Origin of the sequence: Winogradskyella sp. Asnod2-B02-A (assembly GCF_045063645.1) — a bacterium.
GTDB lineage: Bacteria > Bacteroidota > Bacteroidia > Flavobacteriales > Flavobacteriaceae > Winogradskyella.
In genome coordinates this window covers 1,002,823-1,026,209 of sequence record NZ_JBEFOG010000027.1, presented here as the reverse complement: position 1 = coordinate 1,026,209, position 23,387 = coordinate 1,002,823, and the positions used below count along the sequence as shown (strand labels likewise).

At 31.2% G+C, this 23,387-nt stretch carries 22 protein-coding genes; 2 read left to right on the top strand and 20 right to left on the bottom strand.

The genetic code is table 11. The annotated features are described in order from the left end of the window. Nucleotides 1-107: 107 nt before the first annotated feature. From ACJJVO_RS12535 to ACJJVO_RS12460, 16 genes are all read right to left on the bottom strand, one after another. Nucleotides 108-983, bottom strand: a complete 876-nt coding sequence (locus ACJJVO_RS12535) for a hypothetical protein (protein WP_405574690.1) — start codon at nt 981-983, stop codon at nt 108-110. Nucleotides 984-1,366: 383 nt separating this feature from the next. Continuing rightward, complete coding sequence (locus ACJJVO_RS12530; RefSeq protein WP_405574688.1) at nt 1,367-2,722, bottom strand: hypothetical protein; 1,356 nt, start codon at nt 2,720-2,722, stop codon at nt 1,367-1,369. A gap of 25 nt (nt 2,723-2,747) precedes the next feature. Further along, nucleotides 2,748-3,938: a hypothetical protein gene (locus ACJJVO_RS12525; protein WP_405574686.1), complete on the bottom strand. Its 1,191-nt coding sequence runs from the start codon at nt 3,936-3,938 to the stop codon at nt 2,748-2,750. 178 nt (nt 3,939-4,116) lie between these two features. Further along, nucleotides 4,117-4,653 carry a GNAT family N-acetyltransferase gene (locus ACJJVO_RS12520; protein WP_179337521.1) on the bottom strand — a complete coding sequence of 179 codons (537 nt, stop codon included), beginning with the start codon at nt 4,651-4,653 and terminating at the stop codon, nt 4,117-4,119. Then, nucleotides 4,650-5,714, bottom strand: a complete 1,065-nt coding sequence (locus ACJJVO_RS12515) for an N-acetylneuraminate synthase family protein (RefSeq protein WP_405574683.1) — start codon at nt 5,712-5,714, stop codon at nt 4,650-4,652. Before ACJJVO_RS12515 ends, ACJJVO_RS12520 begins: the two co-directional genes overlap by 4 nt. After that, nucleotides 5,689-6,585, bottom strand: a complete 897-nt coding sequence (locus ACJJVO_RS12510; protein ID WP_405574681.1) for an SDR family oxidoreductase — start codon at nt 6,583-6,585, stop codon at nt 5,689-5,691. The genes ACJJVO_RS12515 and ACJJVO_RS12510 overlap by 26 nt, the downstream gene beginning before the upstream one ends. Continuing rightward, a complete protein-coding gene (gene pseF, locus ACJJVO_RS12505; RefSeq protein WP_405574678.1) occupies nt 6,582-7,277 on the bottom strand; it encodes a pseudaminic acid cytidylyltransferase in 696 nt (231 codons plus the stop codon). Before pseF ends, ACJJVO_RS12510 begins: the two co-directional genes overlap by 4 nt. A gap of 7 nt (nt 7,278-7,284) precedes the next feature. Beyond that, on the bottom strand, nt 7,285-8,304 hold the full coding sequence (pseB, locus tag ACJJVO_RS12500) for a UDP-N-acetylglucosamine 4,6-dehydratase (inverting) (RefSeq protein WP_405574675.1): 1,020 nt from the start codon (nt 8,302-8,304) through the stop codon (nt 7,285-7,287). Nucleotides 8,305-8,556: 252 nt separating this feature from the next. Next, a complete protein-coding gene (rfbD, locus tag ACJJVO_RS12495; RefSeq protein WP_405574672.1) occupies nt 8,557-9,417 on the bottom strand; it encodes a dTDP-4-dehydrorhamnose reductase in 861 nt (286 codons plus the stop codon). Then, on the bottom strand, nt 9,414-9,959 hold the full coding sequence (gene rfbC, locus ACJJVO_RS12490; protein ID WP_405574669.1) for a dTDP-4-dehydrorhamnose 3,5-epimerase: 546 nt from the start codon (nt 9,957-9,959) through the stop codon (nt 9,414-9,416). Before rfbC ends, rfbD begins: the two co-directional genes overlap by 4 nt. Before the next feature lie 6 nt (nt 9,960-9,965). Beyond that, the gene (rfbA, locus tag ACJJVO_RS12485; RefSeq protein WP_405574667.1) at nt 9,966-10,829 is read right to left on the bottom strand and encodes a glucose-1-phosphate thymidylyltransferase RfbA; all 864 of its coding nucleotides are present in this window, start codon (nt 10,827-10,829) and stop codon (nt 9,966-9,968) included. 55 nt (nt 10,830-10,884) lie between these two features. After that, the gene (gene rfbB / locus ACJJVO_RS12480; protein WP_405574664.1) at nt 10,885-11,898 is read right to left on the bottom strand and encodes a dTDP-glucose 4,6-dehydratase; all 1,014 of its coding nucleotides are present in this window, start codon (nt 11,896-11,898) and stop codon (nt 10,885-10,887) included. Further along, nucleotides 11,891-12,943 carry a hypothetical protein gene (locus ACJJVO_RS12475; RefSeq protein ID WP_405574662.1) on the bottom strand — a complete coding sequence of 351 codons (1,053 nt, stop codon included), beginning with the start codon at nt 12,941-12,943 and terminating at the stop codon, nt 11,891-11,893. Before ACJJVO_RS12475 ends, rfbB begins: the two co-directional genes overlap by 8 nt. A gap of 3 nt (nt 12,944-12,946) precedes the next feature. Further along, a complete protein-coding gene (locus tag ACJJVO_RS12470) occupies nt 12,947-14,638 on the bottom strand; it encodes a DUF6909 family protein (protein WP_405574659.1) in 1,692 nt (563 codons plus the stop codon). Nucleotides 14,639-14,663: 25 nt separating this feature from the next. Then, the gene (locus ACJJVO_RS12465; RefSeq protein ID WP_405574657.1) at nt 14,664-16,166 is read right to left on the bottom strand and encodes a GH3 auxin-responsive promoter family protein; all 1,503 of its coding nucleotides are present in this window, start codon (nt 16,164-16,166) and stop codon (nt 14,664-14,666) included. Further along, complete coding sequence (locus ACJJVO_RS12460) at nt 16,166-17,035, bottom strand: M23 family metallopeptidase (protein ID WP_405574655.1); 870 nt, start codon at nt 17,033-17,035, stop codon at nt 16,166-16,168. The genes ACJJVO_RS12465 and ACJJVO_RS12460 overlap by 1 nt, the downstream gene beginning before the upstream one ends. Before the next feature lie 113 nt (nt 17,036-17,148). Here ACJJVO_RS12460 and ACJJVO_RS12455 point away from each other — a divergent pair, with 113 nt between their 5' ends. Further along, on the top strand, nt 17,149-17,328 hold the full coding sequence (locus tag ACJJVO_RS12455; RefSeq protein WP_115815509.1) for a twin-arginine translocase TatA/TatE family subunit: 180 nt from the start codon (nt 17,149-17,151) through the stop codon (nt 17,326-17,328). Between the two features lie 56 nt (nt 17,329-17,384). On the opposite strand, the gene ACJJVO_RS12450 is transcribed toward ACJJVO_RS12455, so the two are convergent. The 3 genes from ACJJVO_RS12450 to ACJJVO_RS12440 form a co-directional block, all read right to left on the bottom strand. Continuing rightward, nucleotides 17,385-18,365, bottom strand: a complete 981-nt coding sequence (locus ACJJVO_RS12450; protein WP_405574652.1) for a DUF4837 family protein — start codon at nt 18,363-18,365, stop codon at nt 17,385-17,387. Between the two features lie 25 nt (nt 18,366-18,390). Continuing rightward, nucleotides 18,391-19,950, bottom strand: coding sequence for a LysM peptidoglycan-binding domain-containing protein (locus ACJJVO_RS12445; RefSeq protein ID WP_405574649.1), 1,560 nt, complete (start codon nt 19,948-19,950; stop codon nt 18,391-18,393). A 79-nt stretch (nt 19,951-20,029) separates the two neighbouring features. Then, nucleotides 20,030-21,217 carry a phosphoglycerate kinase gene (locus tag ACJJVO_RS12440; protein WP_405574648.1) on the bottom strand — a complete coding sequence of 396 codons (1,188 nt, stop codon included), beginning with the start codon at nt 21,215-21,217 and terminating at the stop codon, nt 20,030-20,032. An 87-nt stretch (nt 21,218-21,304) separates the two neighbouring features. Here ACJJVO_RS12440 and ACJJVO_RS12435 point away from each other — a divergent pair, with 87 nt between their 5' ends. Then, on the top strand, nt 21,305-22,459 hold the full coding sequence (locus tag ACJJVO_RS12435) for an ATP-binding protein (protein ID WP_405574646.1): 1,155 nt from the start codon (nt 21,305-21,307) through the stop codon (nt 22,457-22,459). Nucleotides 22,460-22,535: 76 nt separating this feature from the next. On the opposite strand, the gene ACJJVO_RS12430 is transcribed toward ACJJVO_RS12435, so the two are convergent. Further along, nucleotides 22,536-23,384 (bottom strand): DUF4249 domain-containing protein, encoded by an 849-nt coding sequence (locus ACJJVO_RS12430; RefSeq protein WP_405574643.1) that lies wholly within the window; start codon nt 23,382-23,384, stop codon nt 22,536-22,538. Nucleotides 23,385-23,387 lie beyond the last annotated feature (3 nt).

The window sequence follows — 23,387 nt, the reverse complement described above, 5'->3', positions numbered from 1 at the left end:
AATATCACAAAATGGAAATCCTTATTTAGGAACATCAGCCCTAATTAAATTGATATTATAAACTATTAGAATAAGCAAAGATAACTCGTTTTTTTAACTAGAATAAATCAATTAAGTTTAAGTTCAACTGTTTCAACTAAATCATCTTTCTTAAAAAACTTATAAAGTTCAATTATCACAATAGCAAACCAAAACAATTGTGTGTTAAAATTTGAGTTAATTAGTACTAATAAAACAATAATCTTAAAAATAAGAGTTGTATTTTTTAATAACCTCCATAAAAAAAAACAAACTAAAAAGGTTCCTAAAAAACCGTAATCATATAAAAAACCAGGAATAAAAGGAGGTCTGAATATCATATGTGTATTCCATGCCTCTGGATAAATAATTTTAGAAAAGAAAGGCTCAGATGTTGCCGCACCATATCCGAAATAGGTATGATAACTTAATAAATCCATTTGTTCAAAATAACGAAAAGTAGGTCCAATTCTAGCGTGTGCACTAGAATCTATATTTTTAAGATTTACTATAAAGTTAGAGAAATCTGTAAATAGTAAAGCAAATATTTCCCTTATCCTATTTACACTTTTCCCTCCTAAATCAGTGAAAAAAAACATCGATACGGCAATCAAAACTAAGAGACCAAATATCAGAAACTGCTTTTTGGTTATTGTTACTTGTGTCAAAATATAAAAGAAGGCTATGATAAATCCCATAGCTGATTTAAAAAATAAAAACATATAACAAACCATAAAAACATACGGTAGCAGTTTTTTCTTTTTTACTGTTAAATCCCTTAAAATGATTAATGACAACATAACAATTATTGCGGAGTAAGATGGCTCCGTAGATAATGCATAATATCTATAAGATTGCGTTCTATGATTAAACTGAATTCCGAGTTCACCAGTACTTTGAAAATATCCTATTGGTCGTTCTAAAGTGTGAAGCTCAAAAAACACCATTATTTGAGATATAATCATTATAACGAAAAAGGCTATAATGATAAATTTTAAAAGCCACACAAAGTTGTTAATTTTTAGGTTTTCTTTAGAGTAATAAATGATATAAATAAAAAACGTCAGAAACATAATTGAATACATTACCGAGGTAAACTTAAAGTGGTTAAAATTTATTAGGGAACTTAAAATAATATAGAGTAGAATTAATAAAATAAGGGCATTCTGAATAGGTGGAATTTTATATAGCAATAACGAAATTAAACCAACAAATAAAGTGCTTAATATCACATAATATGAAAAGGAGATATTTCCAATTTCAAACATTTGTAAACCAGTAAAAGCCAAGAACAAAATGCACACCATAAGCATGCTTTTTATAATTAAATTTTTACTTAATACCATAGTTATTGTATCGTAGCAATAAATGCGTTGCTTAGTGCTTTAATATTGTCTTCGCTTACACTCCTTGGATCACCAAAAGCATCAGACATAATTCCTTCATAAGAATTTTCTAGCAGCCATTTAGAAAATTCTGAATGATCTAAACCTTCTGTATTCGCTTTTATAAGTTGCTCTAAGGTATGCTCTTTAAAATCTGTCCATCTTATCTGTTTACAGCCTTTCAATTTATTAAAAAATGTAGGCGCAAAAGTAAAACTGTGCTTGTTTTTTAGTGCTGCTTCATATGCTATGGTGCCTGAGACTGTAAAAACGGCACTTATAGAATCTAATAACAGGTGTGTATCTGCTTTATTGTCTATTAGATATGTATTTGGTAATTTTTTTACACGCTTATAAAAATCAAAATTACGATCTCCAATGGCATTAGAATGTTCCTTAACCAATAATATATAGTCCTTTGGTAATATTCTCCAAATATTATGAATTAGGTCTAACTGGTTTTCATAATAACGACCTATAACATCTATTGATGCTTCTGGCTGTTTGTGCAAGGTAAATAACACACGCTTTTTATCTTTTGGTAAAGAGGCTATAGCTGTTTCTGAAATGAAATTTTTAAATATAACCCTATTATAAATTTCAGCTGTTTTAACTTTAAATTGAGAAATTGGATTGCTATAAAGCGTTGGGTCGTTGCCGTCTTGATTAGTTCTAAAGATAAAGTTTTTTAATAAAATTAAATTATGAGATAACTTACCTTTTTTTGCTAGCAACTTATCATTTAAGGCAAGATAAGCTGGCTTTTCGAGTTTAATAAAATCACCCTTGGCATTTATATTTTTATCTGCTTCTAGAATGTTAGATTGAAATTCATTTGTAAAAAATGTAAAACGACCATTTGGTATTCTAATGGTGTGTGGGTTTAAAAATTCACAGTTTAGTGCTTTATTTTGTGAAAGTAACCTGTATGCAATAAGCTCATGTGCCCAAGTCAATTCTCCAAAAACATAACTAATGTTATTCTCCTTTATAAAGTCGCTATAAAGAGGGCTAAGCTTGTTTAGGTAATCATAAGACCATTTAGAGGGTTCGTGCTTTAAAACACGATCTCCATAAACCAATTCATTAATCTTAAAGTCTATTGAGGTTTCAATATTACTATTTGTTGATAAAACCTCTTTTTTACCTATATATAGCAGTTGATTGATAGGAAATATGTCTTGAAGCTCATCGTATTGTTTTTTGTTGGGAATTATCCAAAAGCTTTCAATATTATGATTTTTTAAAGTCTTTGCTATTTCTACAAATACTTGAGTTTTGTAATAATTAGAAATAAAGCATATATTCTTTTTCTTCATTCTACTCTGTTGAATATCTTCTTAATTAAACTAGCTTATAATTTCTTTTATAGAGTATTGTAACACTTAATAAAAGTGAGGCAAATGTACTAATAAACATTGCTATTGCTATTTTTTCTAAGAAATCAATTTTTAAGAACATCAATAATGAGAAAAACAAGACAGCTCCAAAAATAGCCAGATACAATTTAATTATATTTTTGTTTTCTCTACCATAATTAAGTTCTAAGTAGGCGTAAACACAACTCATAAAAGTTTGTACTATAATTAATGTTGTTATAAATATTGGTCTTTGCACATTATCTTGATCGTAATTATAAACTAAATAAATGCCACTAATTAACATTACAATAATCATCGTCATTATTAATAAGCCTAAGTATTTAAAAAGTATACTTTTATTGATACCTAATATGTTTTTTTCTACATATATAGATTTTACCATGTATGCTAATAGAGAAGAATGGGTAAGAAATATAACCATTGAAAAACGTTGAATAAGAGATAAAAGCACTCCATCTTCTATTGGCATATTTGTCAGTGCATGAATTTTACCGTAATTAGTAATGTACATTATTAAAAATATCTGAATAATAGTAGGCCAAGAAAACATTACCGACCCTTTTAGTACCGTTTTTATTTTATTAAAACTTACAGTAGATTGTTTTACTAAAAAAACTAAGTTGAAGCTTTTAAAAAAATAAAATAATGAAAACAGAATTTGTCCTGCAAAGATTAACCAAAGGGAAAAATCGTAGTCAAAAAAGAAATAAAACAGAAGAAATGAAAGTGATATAAAATTAGATACTATGGTTATTAAAACCACTTTTTCCGGCTCATTTATTAGCCTATAATACGATGCTAAAAATGTAGTAACTAATACAAAAAGAACTCTAAAGACGATAAAAACAATAAATTTCTCATATTCAAAGACAAAGAGATTTAGCAGTATTGCGAATAACCCTAAAAAAGAGATCACTAAATAAAGCCTCTGAAACACATTTTTAAATGTTTCAACTGTTTTATTGTGGTCGTTAGAATTTCTGTATTGATAGAAAAAGTAGGTGGATAACCCTACGTCTATTAAAGGAATTAATACTATAGTAATTGAGTATATATACTCAATTGAAACATAAACTGTTTTATCTCTAAAAAAAAATAAAACAATTATTGGAAGTAAAAAAATAACAGCTTTATCTACATAGCTCAAGGCCATAAAACTGAATAGTCTTTTATTCTGTTTAAAAAAATTTATGATCTTTATCAAGGACAATATCTAAGGCTATTTTAATTTTAATAGTAAAAACCCTTAAGCTCAACTATTTTAAAATGTAACGATACCACATCTGTACTATCAAAAAGTTACATACTACATACAGTAGATTTACATCATACTATATCTTAAAGTCTTTACTTAATAAAGATATTAAATAGGAATCCCAATATTTACCATCTTCAAAACAGTTTTCTCTCAATAAACCATCTTGCTTAAAGTTAAACTTCTTGGTAAAAATATCTATCTTTTTAGTATCGAACTCATACAGTTCCATCCAAATTTTATTAAGGTTTAGATTATTAAAACCATACTTTATTAATAAGTTCACGGCTTCTAAAGACGCGTCTTTATCATCAATATAAATATCGTCTTTTCCAATATAAAATGAAAAATCTGCAGATCTGTTAATCCAGTTTATATAAAGTAAACCAGCAGCACCTATGGGTTCATTCGATTCTAAATCTACAATAGTAAACATGAAATTGATATGCTTGGTGTTCTGAATACTTTCGAACCACTTTTCTTGATCGGTTAAAGACAATTCTCTTACCTCTCTAAAGTTTCTTCTAAAGTCCTCTTTATTTCTCCAATCTCTTAAATACTTTAAATCTTCTCTTTCTAAAGCTCTTAAACCAACTTTTTCTCCTTTAATCATACAATACTTTCTTTTGTAAAGTGCTCACCAAACACAATGTCTTTCTTCAATTCCTTTCCTATTAACTCCTCTAATTGATACGGCTGATAACCGCCTTCTCCTATAGGTCTAAGTGGTTCTAAATCTTCTTTAGACAATACATGTCCGGCTTTTAGATTAGATGCTGCACAAATACAACGTCTTTGCACAATATAAGCTTGCTTCTCATTATCTTCTACTCGCTTTACTCCATCACCTAAAGCAGCCAATAACTCGTAAGATCTATCTACCATATCTCTCCAGGTTGATGGATTCATTGCAAAACCATGATCTGGACCAACTTGGTCGTTGTTATCGGTAAAGTGCTTTTCAATAACTCTAGCACCTAATGCAATACTGCCAAGAACAGTTGCATGTCCACTAGTGTGATCTGATAAACCCAACATAGTATTAGGGTACATTTCTTTATAGGCTTTTAAAACATTTAAATTACAAAATTTAAAGTTCTCCGCACTACCTGTGTAATTTGTATTGCATTGCATTAATACAATATCATTGGTTTTGCTTAAGGCTAATTTCATCATTCGTTCTACATCTTCCAAATCACAAGCTCCTGTAGCTAGTAATGTTGGCTTACCTTTACCCAAAACGTAGTCTATAATCTCTAACCAAGAGGCATCACCAGATCCTATTTTATATAATTCTACAAAAGGATCTACCAAATCAACCGATTCAAAATCATAAGGACTAGTAAAATAATCTAATCCTACTTTATCGCATTCTGCTTTTAAAATGGGTGTCCAATCTTTATTGATACTTGCATCTTCATAAACTTCAAAAACCGACTTCTCCCAATTAGATTGATGTGAGAGTTTACCTTTCATATTCTCAAACCCTAACTTGCTAACAATCTTCTTAGCTGAAAAATTTTGAAATTTTGCGGCATCTGCTCCAGCTTCTTTAACTAAATGAATTAACTCAATAGCTTTTTCTAAAGAACCGTTATGATTTGCACCTATATCTGCAATAAAATATAACGTATTATTGTCAACTATTTTATTTCCTAATTTTATCTGCTTCATAATATTGATTTATGCTTTGTAACGTATCTGCAAGCTTTGGCAGTTTCCTATTATATTTCTGTTGATAATAGTTACAAGAAAGCGTTTGATCATTACATCGTTTTGCTCTATCTTTAAAAGACGATATTAGACCACTTTTTATTGTGGTTGTGTCTAAATTTAAATGCTTTAATAATTCTATACCAAATTTATATTTGGTCACAATTTCGGTTCCTGAAATGTGTAGTATTTCATTCGGAAAATCTTTTAATGAAATAATGTGTTTTATTTCCTCTCCAAGCTCCCAAATGGAAATTGGATTAAATACAACATCATCAAATAAAGAAATTTCCTCAGCTTTTTTAGAAGCATTAATGATCCATTCTACAAAACCTGCTTTTTTAGAATTTAGGTTTAACCCAACAATTGTGGTTCGGATGATACAAAACTCTCTATCACTCAATTTAGTGAAAAATTCACCCAACTCTTTTGATTTTCCATAGACGTTTTCTGGGGAAACACAGTCTGTTTCTTTAGCTAAATGAAGTGCAGATGGAAAAACAGCATCGGTTGAAATATAAATGAATTTTACACTAGCATCTGTCACTTCAGCAAACTTTTTAACCGATATTCCGTTAATACTAAACGCTTCATCTGGATTATTATTACAGTAATTACCATTGGTTAAAGCACCTGACAGGACTATAATTTCTGGTTTAGACCACGCAATAATATCTTGATAATTCTCAGAATTTAAATCTAAAACTTTATAGTTTTTAGGTTGCTCATCAAAGTTAGAATTTCCTGTGCCATACACCTCATGTTCTTCCTCTAACATATTAGCTAAAGTTGCTCCCAACATTCCTGAAACTCCTGTGATTAAAATCCTCATTTTATATTTTTTAAATACTTATACTTAAATTCGGCAAGTTCCCAATCTTCAATAGTATCTATATCATGTGATTCTATTTCTTTTAGCTCTATAAAGCCTGTATTATCATTCCAAAGTCTATTGGCTGAAATGATTTTTTCAGTTTTGAACATGTAAAACTGACCTAAATCGTGATATGATGCTTCCAAATCTTGCGTTCTTATCTGCATATTTTCTGGCGCAATCATTTCAATTCTATTATCCGCTTTAACTTTTAAAGCTCTCTGTATTGGATGACCATATTTTAAAACAGGGAAAACACAATCTAAATTTTCACCTTCAAGTTTAGAAAAACTAGAAGTTAAAATCTGTTCGGTTACAAATGGCGCGCATGGATAGATACAACAGGTATAATCAAACGCTTGTCCTATTTTTTTGTAAGCTTCTATGACTTCAGCAATGACATCTATTGTCGTTGCTACATCATTAGAATTGACTTCACTTCTTAAAAACGGAACTTCTGCACCAAATTCTCTAGCAATTTTAGCTATTTCTTCATCATCTGTAGACACCATAACCTCATCAAAGAGATTACTTTTTAATGCGGCTTCAATAGAATATGCAATTATTGGTTTATCGATAAAGAATTTTATATTCTTTCTAGGAATCCTTTTACTTCCTCCTCTTGCCGGAATAATAGCTATTTTTTTCATGTTAAAACTACACTTCAAATGTTGAATCTACATGCTCTTTTATAAGGCTTCTTAAACTCTCTATGGTTTCCCAATCTTCATTATCTCCGGAATTATAACTAAAGCCTTGTTTTACTTTTTTTGCATCAAAAGCTTTCACAAAATCTTCTGTCTTCCATTGGTGCATTGCTGGTAAAATGGTGTAATATTTTCCAAGATCATAAGTATAAAAAGAATCGGATGACGTAATCATTTCTTCATGTACTTTTTCTCCTGGTCTTATACCAACAATTGGTTTTTCGCAATTTGGACCAATAGCTTCTGCCACATCCATAATTTTATATGAAGGTATTTTAGGTACAAATAATTCTCCTCCCCAAGCATGTTCTAAAGCATGCATCACCATATCTACTCCACCTTGAAGCGATATATTAAAACGCGTCATATTAGGATCTGTAATTGGTAACTTGTTTTCTTCGTTTTTCTTTTTAATAAAGAATGGAATTACTGAACCATTAGAACCCATAACATTACCATACCTTACTACCGAAAATTTAATAGGCTTATCTCCCTTTATATTATTTGCTGCAATAAATAATTTATCTGAGGTCAATTTAGTTGCACCATACAAATTAATAGGCGCACAAGCTTTATCTGTAGATAAGGCAACAACACGTTCTACATTAGTTCTTAAACAGGCATCAACAACATTTTCTGCTCCATTTATGTTGGTTTTTATACATTCATCAGGATTATATTCTGCTATATGAACGTGTTTCATAGCAGCTGCATGAATCACATAATCTATACGTTGAAAGGCCCTAACCAAGCGTTCTTTATCTCTAACATTACCTATAAAAAAGCGAATTTGTGGGTAGCGATCTGGCGGATATTCTTGAGCCATTTGAAACTGCTTTTGCTCGTCCCTAGAAAATATAACTAGCTTTTTGATATCTGGATAGGTCTCAAAAATATGCTTTGTAAGTGCCTTTCCTAATGAGCCTGTACCTCCTGTAATTAATATAGATTTATCCTTTAAACTGAACATAAATACGTCTTATTTATTGTAATATTTTTTTATTATAATTTCAAAATTATAATGGTAAACAAAAATACTATTATTAATGGACTCAACAATATATAGAACCACTAAACTATTAATGATTTGTTTGTTTCATTGTCCTAAAAAACCAACAATTATTTAATTGGTTTACTTGAATATTAGTATCTAAATTGTTTTAAAATCTAAGCTAGACTTTAATTAGAGATCGTACGAAATAATTATGGTGAAAAACGCAGTTTAATTGTTTTCCATTTTATATTTTTCAACCAAAGCACCAACACTCTCTTGCCATGTATTAAGTACTTTGTAATACTGTTGTGTTTTTGTAAGATCAAAAACACTATACTTAGGTCGTTTAGCGATAGTTTTAAAGTGTGCTGAAGGATTTATATTTTCTATTTTTTCAGCACTATAATTTCTTGCAATCTCTTTAGCAAATCCATACCATGTAGTACTTCCATTAGCCGAAAAGTTGTAAATCCCATAAGGCATATTATCACCTTTAATTATGTGTAAAATAAATGCAACTAAATCTATACAACTTGTAGGTGTGCCTTTTTCTTCTGTAGTAATATTTAAAGTGGCATCATTCTTAATTTTGTCAATAATTGTTTTTACAAAATTTTTGCCATGTAAAGAATATAACCATGAGACTCTAATGATATAGTGCATTTTTAAATGCTCTTGGATATTAAGCTCACCTTTTAATTTTGATTTTCCGTATTGATTAATAGGATTAGTATCATCAGAGACAGTGTAAGGTGCATCTTTATCACCATCAAACACATAGTCTGTGGATATGTGTATTAATTTTACCTGAAAGCTATTACAGACTTCAGCAATATTTTTTGCTCCTTCTGCATTAATTAAAAAAGCGTCCTCAATATTTGTTTCTGCAGCTTCTACATTAGTATAAGCAGCACAATTAATACAATAATCAAAATTTGAATTGTCAAAGGCTGTTATTAAACTGTTTTTGTTAGTGATATCTACCTCACTTCGAGAAAAAAAAACAAATTGAACAGCTTCGGTTTCAGAAAAATCCTTTATCGTCTTACCTAGTTGACCATTAGAGCCTAAAACAATCACTTTTTTCATAACCTCGCATTCTTAAAGTTAGGCAAGATTAAATCTTTTTCAGAAATAATTAACTCTTGTTTTGGGTATTTCCAATCAATATCTAAATCTTCATCGTTGTAAATTATACCTGCTTCAGAATTTTTATTGTAGAAATTATCGCATTTATAACTAAAAATAGTTTCGTCCTCCATAACAAGAAAGCCATGAGCAAAACCTCTAGGTACAAAAAGTTGCGTTTTATTTTCTTCTGAAAGTTCAATTGAAAAATACTCACCAAAGGTTGAAGATTTTGGTCTTACATCAACAACAACATCTAAAACCTTGCCTTTTATAACTCTTACTAGTTTTGCTTGCGCATATTCTCCAAGTTGATAGTGAAGTCCTCTAAGGACTCCTTTTGAGGATTGTGATTCGTTATCTTGAACAAAGTTAACCTCCAAACCTAAAGCTGTATTAAAGCTGTTTTGATTATAATTCTCAACAAAATAACCTCGCTTATCTTTAAAGATCTGTGGTTGTATTATATAACATCCTTGTAGTTTCGTCTCTTTTACAGTCATTCTATTTTATTCTGATAATAAACTTAATAAGTGTTTTCCGTAGCCACTTTTAGTTAATGGCTTAACCACTTTTTTAAATTGTTTTTTATCAATATAGCCCATTCTATAAGCTGCTTCTTCTATGGCACCAATCTTTAAACCTTGTCTTTCTTCAATAACCTGAACAAACTGAGAAGCTTGCATTAGCGATTTAAAGGTGCCTGTATCTAGCCATGCAGTTCCTTTATCTAATACACTAACTTTTAATTTTCCTTGACTTAAAAAGGCTTTATTAACGTCTGTAATTTCTAACTCACCTCTATGACTTGGTTTTATATTTTTTGCAATTTCTACAACTGAATTATCATAAAAATAAATACCAGGAACGGCATAATTAGATTTTGGTTTTTTAGGTTTTTCTTCGATTGAAACCGCGACGTCATTATCATTAAACTCAACTACACCATAACGCTCTGGATCATGAACGTGATAAGCATATATAATTCCGCCATCTGGATCATTATTTTGTTGAAGTAAATCTGCTAAACCAGAGCCATAAAAGATATTATCTCCTAAGATTAAAGCTACTTTTTCATCACCAATAAAGTCCGCACCAATGATAAAGGCTTCTGCTAATCCGTTTGGAGATTCTTGCACTGCATATTGAAAGTCACAACCATAAGACTTTCCATCTCCTAAAAGCTTTTTAAATAGCGGTAAATCTTGAGGTGTTGAAATAATTAATATTTCCCTAATACCAGACCACATTAGCGTTGATAAAGGATAGTATATCATCGGTTTATCATAAATAGGCATTAACTGCTTGCTCACAGCTAAAGTCAATGGATGTAATCGTGTACCAGATCCTCCTGCTAAAACTATTCCTTTCATATTCAATACTTATTAATAGTGTCATTGAGCCTTCAAAAAAAAACTTACAGCACTATTATTTTTTATATTTTTTTATATACCACTCAATGGTTTTAACTATTCCTGTTTCAAAGTTTTCATCTGCATGCCAATTAAGATCTGATTCAATTTTAGATGCATCTATAGCATATCTAAAATCATGTCCAGGTCTATCTTTAACAAAAGTAATCAGTTCAGAATACGGTTTATCCTTAGGTTTTAGCTCATCTAAAATATCACAAATTTTATGAGCTATATATAAATTATCGCGTTCGTTCTTTCCACCTATATTATAAGTCTCACCTGCTTTTCCTTTTTGAAATGCCAAATTAATGCCTTTACAATGATCTTCTACATATAACCAATCTCTAATATTTTTACCATCTCCATAAATAGGAATTGGATCGCTGTTGAGTGCTTTTCTAATTATAGTTGGTATCAGTTTTTCGTCATGTTGCTTTGGTCCATAGTTGTTACTACAATTGGTAGTAACCACATTCATTCCATAGGTGTGAAAATAACTTCTTACTATAAAATCAGAGGATGCTTTTGATGCACTATATGGACTATTGGGTGCATAAGGAGTTTCCTCTGTAAATAAACCCGTTTTGCCTAAAGTACCATAAACCTCATCTGTTGAAATATGATGGAATCTATTATTTTCACAATTGTCTTTATATGAAAATGGAGCATCCATCCAGTGTTTTCTGGCAATATCTAATAGGTTAAACGTTCCGTAAACATTAGTTGTAATGAAAGCATCAGGATGCTTTATAGAGTTATCTACATGAGATTCTGCAGCAAAGTGAATGACTCCACTAAATTTATAAGTATCAAAAAGTTCATTTACTAATTGAGTATCACAAATATCACCTTTTACAAAAGTGTAATTCTCATTTTCTTCTTGCTCTTTTAAACTTGAAAGATCACCTGCATAAGTCAGTTTATCTAAATTTACTATTTCTATTTGGGTATTGGTATTTAGTAAATAAGCAATAAAATTAGACCCTATAAAACCAGCACCTCCTGTAACTAGAATTTTTTTATTCATAATTTTTAATAAAACTAAAGGCTTTTAATGCTAGAAAAGCAAGGATAAAAAATACGATAGTCATAAAAGGAAACAATAATCTATAACGTCGCTTTATACTACTATCTTTTTTACCTACTTTATCAAATGGAGATAATACATCGTAAAATGTATTTTCTTCTGCTATGGTTCGATCTATTTTATTCAATTCTCTCCTTAAGCCTATTTCTTTTAAATATAAATCGAATTCTTTCGTTGCTGTTTTCTCCTCTTGAAGCGGTAATACACTACCTAACCCAAGAGATAAGTTTGGACTTTTAGAGTCATTTTTAATAGCCTCTAAATACGTTTTTTGAATACTATCCAATCGATCTAACTGAATATTTATTGATTGACGATCCATATAAGCTAATGTATCTCTAACTCTTTTTTTGTGTTCCGAAAAATCATTCTCAAACGTCTTTCTAAACCCTACATGTAAATGTGGAAAAATATCAACTTTAGAAGATTTAGCTTTTACAGCAAACAACCTACCAGACATTAAGTCTCTATTTTTTATATATTCTAAATAACTTAATTCATCTACTAAAGATGTATCTATCGATTGCACATACGCATCATATTCTACAAATAAATCGTTTTGTGTTTCTGGACCAGCTTTTAACTCAAAGCCAACTAATGTCTTTGCTTCTACTGTATCAATTTCAAAGATATCCGATAATTCGGTAAGGTTTTTTGAATTTATTAAAGTATTAAAATAACCTATATTACTAGAGAGTTGGTATTTAGAATCAAAGTAAGGCTCAACTACCATCTCAGAAGAATAAATAGGCTCTTTAGTTTTTTCATAAGCATAACCCAATATGGCAGTTAATACTACAGCAACTGCCACCAATTTAAAGTTGTCTACAAGTGGCTTTATAGTATAAATTATAGCTGAAAAAATGCCCTTAAAAATACTACCTATAAAATTGAATAATCTTTGAAATAAATTTCCAATAGCATTAAACAATTGTCCTAAATCAACCTCTTCGTTGTTTGGCTGTTGCGGTAATTTTTCACTCATTTGTTATGAATTAAATATCTGTTCTAATATCTTTTTAGTAATAACGTATGTTGGCTTTACACCTGAGGTTCCTAATCCACCAGAGGCTAATGTGCTACCCGTTTCTAAAGGATTATCACTAGCATAATAGGCATATCTTACTTTAACATCTTCATTAATACTGCCTCTTACTCTAGATGCTGCTTGTATGGCTTTTTGGTAATGTGCTCCTTCCATTTCTAAACCAATAACATTCCATGTTGAGTTTTTAAAGAACTTCAATATCTCTTTATTTTGAAGTGATGTTCCTAAAACAGTAACCATAGTGCCTTCATAAACAGAGACTCCACAGTCTAATAAATCCTTTTGGCTTAACTCATTTTTAAAAGGGTAATTGTCTGCGGTACCTTCAAAAATATGAGCTGTAGGAATCATTACATCTCCTTTACCTCCTTCTAAAATACCAGCTTTACCCATTATTGAAATAGACTTTACATCTAAATGAACATGTTTATCACCAACATTTATGGGCTTTAAAAGTTCGTCTAATGTTTCGTAGGCTTGCTCTCCAAAAGCATAATCCATTACAAAAATAACGGCTTTGTTTTCTTTAACTCCCTCTAAATATTTAAATTCAGTTTTAGAAAAATCAATCTTGTCAGTATCAAAAATTTGAATATCTATGTTAGTTCCAGACGTATCGTTTATTTGAATCATTCCATTTTGCAACGCAGATTTCTCTACTTTATTGCGTAAACTAGAATTCTTAGAATCACTTAAGGCTTCATACGTTTGAAAAATATCTTTTTTTGCATCAGCTCCTTTAAGGGTTCCTTTAGCAAACAAAGTATTCATAACACTATGCATATTGGCACTAATAATATGGATAGGTCGTTCTAATAAATCATTTTTATGCAAAGCAGATTTAATAGTATCTGCCCATATTTCACCATGAATATGATGACCCAAACGCTCTCTTAGAACAGGACTAAATGTAATAGTACGTTTGTTATTATTAATTGTTTCTTCAATGGCCAATTTACCTAACCAATATACAATATGTAACAAACGTTCAGGTTGATTCTCTGTCGCAAATTTTGGATAAGCCTCAGTGAGTTCGTTAAACGTTCTTCCTAAAATATTTGCCGTATGTGTAATGGCAATTTCGCGTTCTTTCTGTGTCAGTTTATTTGTAGAATTTACAGCATTTTCTAATTTCTGCCAATCTCTAACTGTTGTGCCTTCTTCATCAATAATAACACGTTTACTGATTTTATGAGACTCAACAAATAAAAAGGTAAGATGCGTTAAAATATCGTAAATTTCAGAGCGACCTCTTGTAATTTCAATATTCATTTGTTCATCATCTATTCTGTAACAATTACGCCTTCTTTTTGGAGGAATAATCGCTTTAAAATGAGAATTAGCATAACCTTCATCACTGGTAAGATTAATAAACGTACATTCTTCAATACCTTGTGGTAAACGATCTACAACATATAGTAAACCTTCTAACTCTGCTTTCTCTTCTCCTATTGAACCATAGATTTCTGGTCTTAAAAGCAATAGGGCTTCTCGCAAAGTTTCACCAGAAACTCCCATTGGTTTATAAAATCCACGATTAAAAAGATGACGCATAGTAATATACATGCGCTCTATAGCACTAGAACTCTCTTGTGCTCTTGTTCTTCCTTGTTTTTTCTTCATTGTACTCATGCTATTTTGACCAACAAATATAGCTTTATTTAGTTAAATTAAGCTGATGCATACGGTCTGCAATATTTCGGTCGTTAGATAATCTTGGTATTTTATTTTGTCCTCCCAATTTTCCGATAGATTTCATATAAGTTTGAAATCCGTCTTTTTTAATTTTTGTAAGCTTTAAAGGCCTTAAAACTTTGCCTTCAATTAGATCTAAATAATAACTATTTTGTTTCTTTAAAGATTGCTCTAATGCGTCAATTAAAACAGCTTCATTTTCTGGTTCGTTTTCAAACTCTATTAACCATTCGTGGTAAGGTAAACCTTCTACAGGGTTTATTTGAGGTGCAACCGTAAATTCATTAACAGAAATAGATGTGTTTTCTATCGCTTCTTTTAAAGCTTGTTCTACTTCTTTACCAATAACATGCTCTCCAAAGGCTGAAATAAAATGTTTTATTCTACCACTTACAATCACTCTATAAGGTTTTAGTGATGTAAACTGAATAGTGTCTCCAATATTGTATGCCCAAAGTCCGGCTGTAGTAGAAATAATCATTACGTAATTTACGCTTAACTTTACATCTGCAATAGTGATACGTTTTGGGTTGTCTTCAAAAAAATGTTGTGCTTCTACAAACTCGTAAAAAATACCAGAATTTAACTGAAGTAACATACCTTTTTCATTCTGCTTATCTTGAAACGCAAAAAAGCCTTCACTTGCAGGATACAGTTCTATACTATCTACTTTTCTTCCTATTAAATTCTCGAATTTAGCTCTGTAAGGTTCGTAATTTACACCTCCAAAAATAAAAAGGTTGAAATTTTTAAAAAGATCACCTACGTTCTTTCCTGATTTTTCAATTAATTTTTCAAAATACATTTGCACCCAAGACGGAATCCCAGAAATGATGCTCATATCTTCGTTTATGGTTTCATCAACCACAGCTTCTACCTTAGTTTCCCAATCCTCAATACAATTGGTTTCTAAACTCGGCATTCTGTTTTTTTGAAGGTATTTAGGTACATAATGTGCTACAATACCTGACAATCGTCCAAGTTTAATACCATTCTTTTCTTCTAAAATTGGACTTCCTTGAAGAAAAATCATTTTACCATCTACAAATTTTGCATTTCCTGTTTCGTGGATATACATTAAAATAGCATTTCTAGCCGCTTCTATGTGAGTTGGCATACTTTCCTTTGTAATAGGAATGTATTTTGCTCCAGAAGTTGTACCTGAAGTTTTTGCAAAATAAATAGGTTTACCTTTCCAAAGTACATCTTCCTCACCTGCAACAACACGTTCTACATACGGTTTTAACTCTTCGTAATCCCTAATAGGAACATTAGCTTGAAATTCTTTATATGATGATATAGAACTAAACTTATGGTCTTTACCAAACGCAGTGTGCTTAGCTTCTAAAATTAAATTCTTAAAAACTTTTTGTTGTGTTTCAACAGGTTTAGAAGACCATTTCTGAATACGCTTTGCAACGAATTTTGCAAATGGCTTAGAAAGTGCGGCTTTAAGTGATGCCATTATTCAAAATTGATAAAATTAGTTGGGTTTACAGAATATCCTTTGCTCCATAATTCAAAATGAAGATGAGGTCCTGTGGTTAATTCTCCGGCATTACCTGACATGGCTATAACTTCTCCTGCTTTTACCAAATCACCTTGTGCTTTTGTAATTGCAGAATTATGTTTATAAACAGAAATTAACTCTCTGTTGTGCTCAATAATCACCACATAGCCAGTTTCTACTGTCCATTCTGCAAAAATAACCGTACCGTCGGCTGTTGCCTTTACAGGAGTATTAACTGATACAACAATATCCACGGCATAGTGTTTTTCTTCTAAGTTATAACTTTCAGAAATGGTACCATTTACAGGAGGGAACAACACATAATTAGATTGGTCTCCTGAAGCTTCAAATAAATTGTATTTGTCTTCTTTATCAATTTTTTCTCTTAATAAAGAATCTTCTCGGTTGGTTGATACTTGCAAAATGTCGAGATCATTATTAGCTGCGTTTATTAAAGAATCTCTATTAAACTCTAAAGTAGCAACATCTCCTGTTAATACTTTTCGTATTGAAGCGTAGTAACGTTTATTCAGTTCTAATTCTTGTACTAGAGAATCTGTTTTGTAATTTAACATGGTGGCTTTCTTTTTCAGCTTAGATGAAGAATAACCAGGAATATATTCTCTTAACGGAGTAAATGCAATTAATAAAACCGTAAAGAAAACAAGCGATATTGCAGAAAGTGATGTAAGAATAAAAACGTTTAGACGTGTTAGTTTAATCGCAAAACGTTCTTCAAAAGTATCTTCATTTAGTATGACTAAACGATACTTATGAAGCAATTTCTTAGTGAATTTTTTTTCTTTTTTTTTCTTTTTTGCCATCAAAACAAAATTAGTTAAAATACTGAAATAGTACCACGATAAACTCTTAAAGTTGACTAAATAACGCTATTATTAAACTATAATTACTAACTTTGCAGTCTAAATTAAAAGTTATGATTTTTAATAATATAATTTTATTCATTGGACCATGGCAATATGTAATTATTGGTTTAGCAATACTTTTATTATTTGGAGGTAAAAAAATCCCTGAATTAATGAAAGGATTAGGAAGTGGAATTAAGGAATTTAAAGATGCTAGTAAGGAAAAAGATTCTCCAGAAAATAAAGAATAAAAACACTTATTAGATAGAATAAAAAAAGCCAACTATTATTTAGTTGGCTTTTTTTATTACTTAATTGTTATGGACTTTATCATTGCTTCAAGTTCAAAAATATAATCTCGTTTCTCTAATGATGGCGCATAAACGTAACCATCTGCAACCAAATAACGATTGTTAATTTTATCTTCTATAGCATAAGTTATAAACGGACCAGCCATTGTAAAACCATTCATTTCCCACATACCTCTTACTTCGTAAGCTGGCTTATTATCTATTATTGTCGTAAACATTGATGGTGCATAAGCATCTTCTACAACCATATAAATACCGTCTTCACCAGGAATTTTAGTTTTAGTAACAGTATTTCGCATTTTTACAATATCTACAACAGTACTATCTCCATTAGAAATGGTTTCTAAAGGCACTTCATAAAGCATTAATTCTATAGTTTTAGAATTGCTAAGATTTTTACGCAACCAGAAAAAATCATCATCGGACTTACTAATTCTGTATGCAGAAGGAATATCTATTGCTATGCCTAGTTTTTCTTCCATAGATTGGTCTGCTAATAACGATAAATTAATACGTCTTAACTTCTCTTTTACTTCTTCTTTATTAAAAGCATCTATTATTTTATCACGGTTTTCTTCTAACTGAGCAATAATGTCCTTATCTGTTTTACCAGCGACAACGGCTACTGTTTGAGGCTTAGCAAACGGATTGTTAACTATTTTAGTGGTTGCTTCCACATTTGATTTTTCAATTTTAAGCACAATTCTACTTCGTGCCGCAAAACCATCGAAAACTTGAGGCGGAATCTGTTTCATACTAAACATTGGCTCATCTGTAGGTAAACCATTTAAAGGAGCTGCAAAAATGCTTCGAATATTTTCGCCTACATTCCCTTCCCATAAAATATTGTCTGCAACTACAGAAACAGAATTTAAATTTCCATTAGAGGCAGGCAAATACACTGTATTATCCTCTTTCTTTTTATCTCCACAGGCTAATAACAACGCACAAAACAAAACGGTATAAAACGTTCTCATAAGATTACTTTTTTTGTTGGTTAAACTATTTAGAAACAATTAATGTCATTCCTATCTTAAGTTTATTACTGCTAATATCATTCCAATCTTTAATATTTTGAACAGAAACTCCAGAAAATTTTTGGGCAATGGTCCAAAGTGAATCGCCAGACTTTACTTTATAGGTTTGTTTTCCGGCCGTATTAATAACGCTTTTCACTGGTTTTGATGCATTTGAAGCACCGTGAACTCTAGGATAAATGGTTAGTCGTTGCCCAATTTTAAGGTTGTTACCTCTTAAACCATTCCATTGTTTTAACTGACTTACGCGCACACCATACTTTCTAGCAATTTTACCTAAGTAATCTCCATTCTGTACACGATATGTTGTTTTAGTGTCAGAATTTATGGCTTTAGGTAATGGTTTTTCGCGTTGATTAAACTCTGCATCAGCAAAGGCATAGATTCTGTCTTCATTAGTTACAAACATTCCTACAGCCTCTCTAGGTAACCTTAAAGCGTAAGTTTTCCCTGCAACTTTAGGAATAATATCTAATTTATATGCAGGATTTAAAAATTGTAATTCTTCAATCTTAATACCTGTAGCTTCAGATACATGATTTAAAGAAATCATTTGTTTTACATGTACAGTATCTGTTTGAATCAATTGAAACTCGGGACGCTCTGGCCTAAAACCGTGTTCTTCTGCATACTCAAAAATATACATCGTGGCTAAAAATGCCGGAACATAGCCTGCTGTTTCTCGTGGCAAATTGGTACGAATATTCCAATAATTCTTAGAGCCACCAGAGCGTCTAATCGCTTTATTTACATTTCCTGGACCAGAATTATAAGCTGCTAATGCCAAATCCCAATCGTTAAAAATACGATACATTCTTCCTAAATATTCCGCAGCAGCTGTAGTTGCTTTTATAGGATCGCTTCGATCATCAACATAACTACTTACATCTAAATCGTGTTCTTTTCCTGTACCATACATAAATTGCCAAATGCCTGTTGCACCAACACGAGAACGTGCTCTTGGTTTTAAAGCAGATTCTACAATCGCTAAATACTTCATTTCCAGAGGAATGTCATGGTTGTCAAATGCTTGCTCAAACATTGGAAAGTAAAAATGACTCAATCCCATTAGACGTTCTAAAGATCCTCTTCTGTGTTTTAAATAACCTTTTATAACGCTTTCTAAAGACTCATTATATTCAACATTAAAAGGTGTTCTAGCATTGAGACGTGCTAATCTGGCTTTTAAAGTGTCGGTTGAAAGCTCTGGGTAATCTACTGGCTCATATTTTAACTCAGTAACCGATTTATAAATAGTATCAAAAAGTGAATTGCTGTACAATTCCTCTAACCATTTCTTATCTAGAGCAGCTACTTCAGGTAAATCTTTTAAACTTTTTACTCCAGTGGTGTCAACCTCTGCATCAATCTTTTTTTCTGTTGAAAAGAGTTTACCATCTATTACCGAATCTTTATTTGAAACCACTTCGGATGACTTTTTTGTAATGCTATCCGTCTTAACTTGGGAAAAACCACTATATAGCGTACAGCAAAAAACAGCCAATAAAAAAGATCTTAATTTCATGGTTTACAAAAATTGATTCGTAATATGTGTGCAACGTATTCTAAACGCTGAAAGTGCTAAAAATAGTATTTTTTTACTACTAATCTAATATAGCGGCTATTCCTGGTAAAGTTTTCCCTTCTAAGCTTTCGAGCATAGCTCCTCCGCCTGTACTCACGTAACTCACTTTGTCTTCAAAACCAAATTGTTTTACTGCAGCAACAGAATCTCCACCTCCAACTAAAGAGAATGCTCCGTTTTTAGTTGCATTTGCAATGGAGTTTCCTAACTGAATTGTACCATTTGCAAAGCTTTCCATTTCAAAAACACCTAATGGACCATTCCAAAGTATCGTTTTACATTCGTTAACAACAGCATCGAAATTTTTAATAGATTTTGGACCAGCATCCAATCCTTGCCAACCATCTGGAATATGCTTAACATCAACAACCTGAGTGTTAGCATCATTACTAAAAGCATCTGCAGCAATTACATCTACTGGTAAATGTATTTTTACTCCTTTTGCTTCGGCTTGCTTTAAAATATCTAAAGCCAATTCCATTTTATCATCTTCGCAAATAGAATCTCCAATACTTCCGCCTTGGGCTTTGATAAAAGTAAATGTCATACCACCTCCAATGATTAAGTGATCTACTTTATCTAGAATGTTTTCAATTATTGTAATTTTTGAAGATACTTTTGCACCACCAAGAACTGCTAAAACAGGTTTTTCACCATCTTCCATTACCTTTTTAATACTCATAATCTCTTGAGCTAAAAGGTTTCCGAAACATTTATTTTCTGGGAAAAATTCTGCCACAATAGTTGTAGAAGCATGTGCTCTATGTGCAGTACCAAAAGCATCATTTACATAGATATCACCTAGTTTAGACAATTGCTTAGCAAAATCTCTATCACCTTTTGTTTCTTCTTCATGAAAACGTAAATTTTCAAGTAGTAAAATTTCTCCTGGTTGTAAAGCATTCGCCATTTCTTCAGCTTCTGGCCCAACACAGTTTGGTGAAAATTTTACTTCTACACCTAAAACATCTTCAATTTTAGGAATAATATGTTTTAAAGAAAATTCTGCTTGCACGCCTTTCGGTCGTCCTAGATGAGACATTAAAACACAGCTACCACCATCTTCTAAAATTTTTATAATTGTTGGTTTTGCAGATACAATTCTCGTTGCATCTGTTACCTCAAAATTATCATTTAATGGAACATTAAAATCTACGCGAATTAATGCTTTTTTGTCTTTAAAATTGAAATCGTTTAATGTCTTCATGATCGTATAATAAGATGTGAAAAAAAATTTATTTTGAAGAACAAATATAAAGAATAGAAACAGAAATATTTTATATAGTTTTGCTTTATGTTATTTTCTGAAGTTTTAGGTCAAAAACACATAAAAAATCACCTTACTACAAGTGTAGATGCAGGGAGAATTGCCCATGCACAATTATTTGTTGGTCCAGAGGGATCCGGAACGTTGCCAATGGCTTTGGCTTATGCTCAATATATTTTGTGTAATAACTCAAATGGTGAAAACACTGGAGGAAACGATTCTTGTAATATAAAATTTAAAAACTTTTCGCATCCAGATTTACATTTTGCCTTCCCTGTAACAACGAGCGATAAAGTAAAAAGTAAACCTGTTTCTAGTTTTTATCTAGAAGAATGGAGACAACTTTTAAACCAACAACCTTACGGTAATCTATTTGATTGGTATAAACTGCTCGGTGTAGATAATAAGCAAGGGCAAATTGGCGTAGAAGAAGCCTTACAAGTTGTAAAGTCTTTGGCTTTAAAATCTTATGAAGGAGGCTACAAAGTGATGATTATCTGGATGGCCGAAAAAATGAACACTGCCAGTGCCAACAAATTGTTGAAATTAATTGAAGAGCCACCAGAAAAAACCATATTTATACTCATAACTGAAGACGAAGAGCAAATAATAAACACCATAAAATCGCGTTGCCAAATTTTACATTTTCCTCCTTTGGCAGAAGAGGCCATTTGTGAAGCATTGGTTAAAAACTATCAAATTGAACGATCGGATGCGATAAAAATTGCGCATCAATCTAACGGAAATTATAACAAAGCGTGTGATTTAATATATCACGATAGTGAAGATATTCAGTTTGAAAAATGGTTTGTATTCTGGATTCGTGCAGCATTTAAAGCTAGAGGAAACAAAGCAGCCATTCACGATTTAATTTCTTGGTCTGAAGAAATTGCAAAAACCGGACGTGAAACGCAAAAAAAATTCCTGAATTTTTGCCTAAACTATTTTAGACAGGCCTTATTATTGAATTATAAAGCTGATGAATTAGTGTATTTAGAACCAAAATCGGAAGATTTTAAACTTGAAAAATTCGCGCCATTTGTTCACGATTCTAACATCATAGAAATTTCTGATGAATTACAAGATGCCATTTATCATATTGAACGTAATGGTAATTCTAAGATTGTATTAACAGATTTATCAATTAAACTAACGCGTTTATTACACAAAAAATCAGGTTAACACCAATCCTTTTTTTAGAAATCTCAAATCCCATTCAAAAAAAGGCTCTAAACCTAATTACAGAGACTTTAATTAATTATTGAAATGTATACGTTGTGGTATCATACTCAGACACTCTAAAGAATCCAAAAGCATAATTATCTTCATTGGTTAAGTTGATACAATTTCCTCGTAATTCTGCTGGTACGGAACTAAAAGGGTCGCCTCCAGCATAATACTGATCCAATAATAAACTTATATAATTATAATAACTTTCTGAGACTCCATATAGAGCTATGTCAACAATATCTCCTGGTAAAAATTCAGTTGAATTACCATCATCATCTTCTTTCTCATTTTCGAAAAAATATTCCATTTCGTTACCATTTGAGAACTCATCTGATATGCTTGAGAAGTCTGGAAAATTTTCTTGTTGTTCTGAAAATTTAATGAAATAAAAATTCTCTTCGTTTTGTGGATCATTCCAATAAATTGAAACATCTAAAACTTCATCATCAAAACCTCCTTCAAGAGATTGCTCAGCAGTATTTATTGAAGCAACGGTAATTAATGTTTCTGTTGCTTTATATATTTCGTTGTTATATAAAACCTCTAATACGTAGGTATTATTCACCACAGGTACAAAATTAGAAATCACATAACTACCATCGTTTTGATCTGTAAAAATATATTCAGCGCCAGAATCTGTATTTGTAACTTTTACAGAAGCACCAACAACAATATTATTAACTGTAGTATCAAAATAAGGAGTAGATGTACTTAGTTTTATGGTTTGATCATTACCTGCTGTTCCTTTTTGCCAATCTAACGATGCTTCTATAACTAATCGTTCTGTTGCTGTAGGTACTTCTACATCTATGACATCGGTACAAGATATAAGGCCTATTGATGCTATAAGCAATAATGATTTTATAAATTTTCTCATGAT

What these genes read in the sequence shown, in the direction of transcription:
- ACJJVO_RS12535 (WP_405574690.1), bottom strand. Translation starts at nt 983, where the DNA reads ATGATTATATCTCAAATAATGGTGTTTTTTGAGCTTCACACTTTAGAA.
- ACJJVO_RS12530 (WP_405574688.1), bottom strand. Translation starts at nt 2,722, where the DNA reads ATGAAGAAAAAGAATATATGCTTTATTTCTAATTATTACAAAACTCAA.
- ACJJVO_RS12525 (WP_405574686.1), bottom strand. Translation starts at nt 3,938, where the DNA reads ATGGCCTTGAGCTATGTAGATAAAGCTGTTATTTTTTTACTTCCAATA.
- ACJJVO_RS12520 (WP_179337521.1), bottom strand. Translation starts at nt 4,653, where the DNA reads ATGATTAAAGGAGAAAAAGTTGGTTTAAGAGCTTTAGAAAGAGAAGAT.
- ACJJVO_RS12515 (WP_405574683.1), bottom strand. Translation starts at nt 5,714, where the DNA reads ATGAAGCAGATAAAATTAGGAAATAAAATAGTTGACAATAATACGTTA.
- ACJJVO_RS12510 (WP_405574681.1), bottom strand. Translation starts at nt 6,585, where the DNA reads ATGAGGATTTTAATCACAGGAGTTTCAGGAATGTTGGGAGCAACTTTA.
- pseF (WP_405574678.1), bottom strand. Translation starts at nt 7,277, where the DNA reads ATGAAAAAAATAGCTATTATTCCGGCAAGAGGAGGAAGTAAAAGGATT.
- pseB (WP_405574675.1), bottom strand. Translation starts at nt 8,304, where the DNA reads ATGTTCAGTTTAAAGGATAAATCTATATTAATTACAGGAGGTACAGGC.
- rfbD (WP_405574672.1), bottom strand. Translation starts at nt 9,417, where the DNA reads ATGAAAAAAGTGATTGTTTTAGGCTCTAATGGTCAACTAGGTAAGACG.
- rfbC (WP_405574669.1), bottom strand. Translation starts at nt 9,959, where the DNA reads ATGACTGTAAAAGAGACGAAACTACAAGGATGTTATATAATACAACCA.
- rfbA (WP_405574667.1), bottom strand. Translation starts at nt 10,829, where the DNA reads ATGAAAGGAATAGTTTTAGCAGGAGGATCTGGTACACGATTACATCCA.
- rfbB (WP_405574664.1), bottom strand. Translation starts at nt 11,898, where the DNA reads ATGAATAAAAAAATTCTAGTTACAGGAGGTGCTGGTTTTATAGGGTCT.
- ACJJVO_RS12475 (WP_405574662.1), bottom strand. Translation starts at nt 12,943, where the DNA reads ATGAGTGAAAAATTACCGCAACAGCCAAACAACGAAGAGGTTGATTTA.
- ACJJVO_RS12470 (WP_405574659.1), bottom strand. Translation starts at nt 14,638, where the DNA reads ATGAGTACAATGAAGAAAAAACAAGGAAGAACAAGAGCACAAGAGAGT.
- ACJJVO_RS12465 (WP_405574657.1), bottom strand. Translation starts at nt 16,166, where the DNA reads ATGGCATCACTTAAAGCCGCACTTTCTAAGCCATTTGCAAAATTCGTT.
- ACJJVO_RS12460 (WP_405574655.1), bottom strand. Translation starts at nt 17,035, where the DNA reads ATGGCAAAAAAGAAAAAAAAAGAAAAAAAATTCACTAAGAAATTGCTT.
- ACJJVO_RS12455 (WP_115815509.1), top strand. Translation starts at nt 17,149, where the DNA reads ATGATTTTTAATAATATAATTTTATTCATTGGACCATGGCAATATGTA.
- ACJJVO_RS12450 (WP_405574652.1), bottom strand. Translation starts at nt 18,365, where the DNA reads ATGAGAACGTTTTATACCGTTTTGTTTTGTGCGTTGTTATTAGCCTGT.
- ACJJVO_RS12445 (WP_405574649.1), bottom strand. Translation starts at nt 19,950, where the DNA reads ATGAAATTAAGATCTTTTTTATTGGCTGTTTTTTGCTGTACGCTATAT.
- ACJJVO_RS12440 (WP_405574648.1), bottom strand. Translation starts at nt 21,217, where the DNA reads ATGAAGACATTAAACGATTTCAATTTTAAAGACAAAAAAGCATTAATT.
- ACJJVO_RS12435 (WP_405574646.1), top strand. Translation starts at nt 21,305, where the DNA reads ATGTTATTTTCTGAAGTTTTAGGTCAAAAACACATAAAAAATCACCTT.
- ACJJVO_RS12430 (WP_405574643.1), bottom strand. Translation starts at nt 23,384, where the DNA reads ATGAGAAAATTTATAAAATCATTATTGCTTATAGCATCAATAGGCCTT.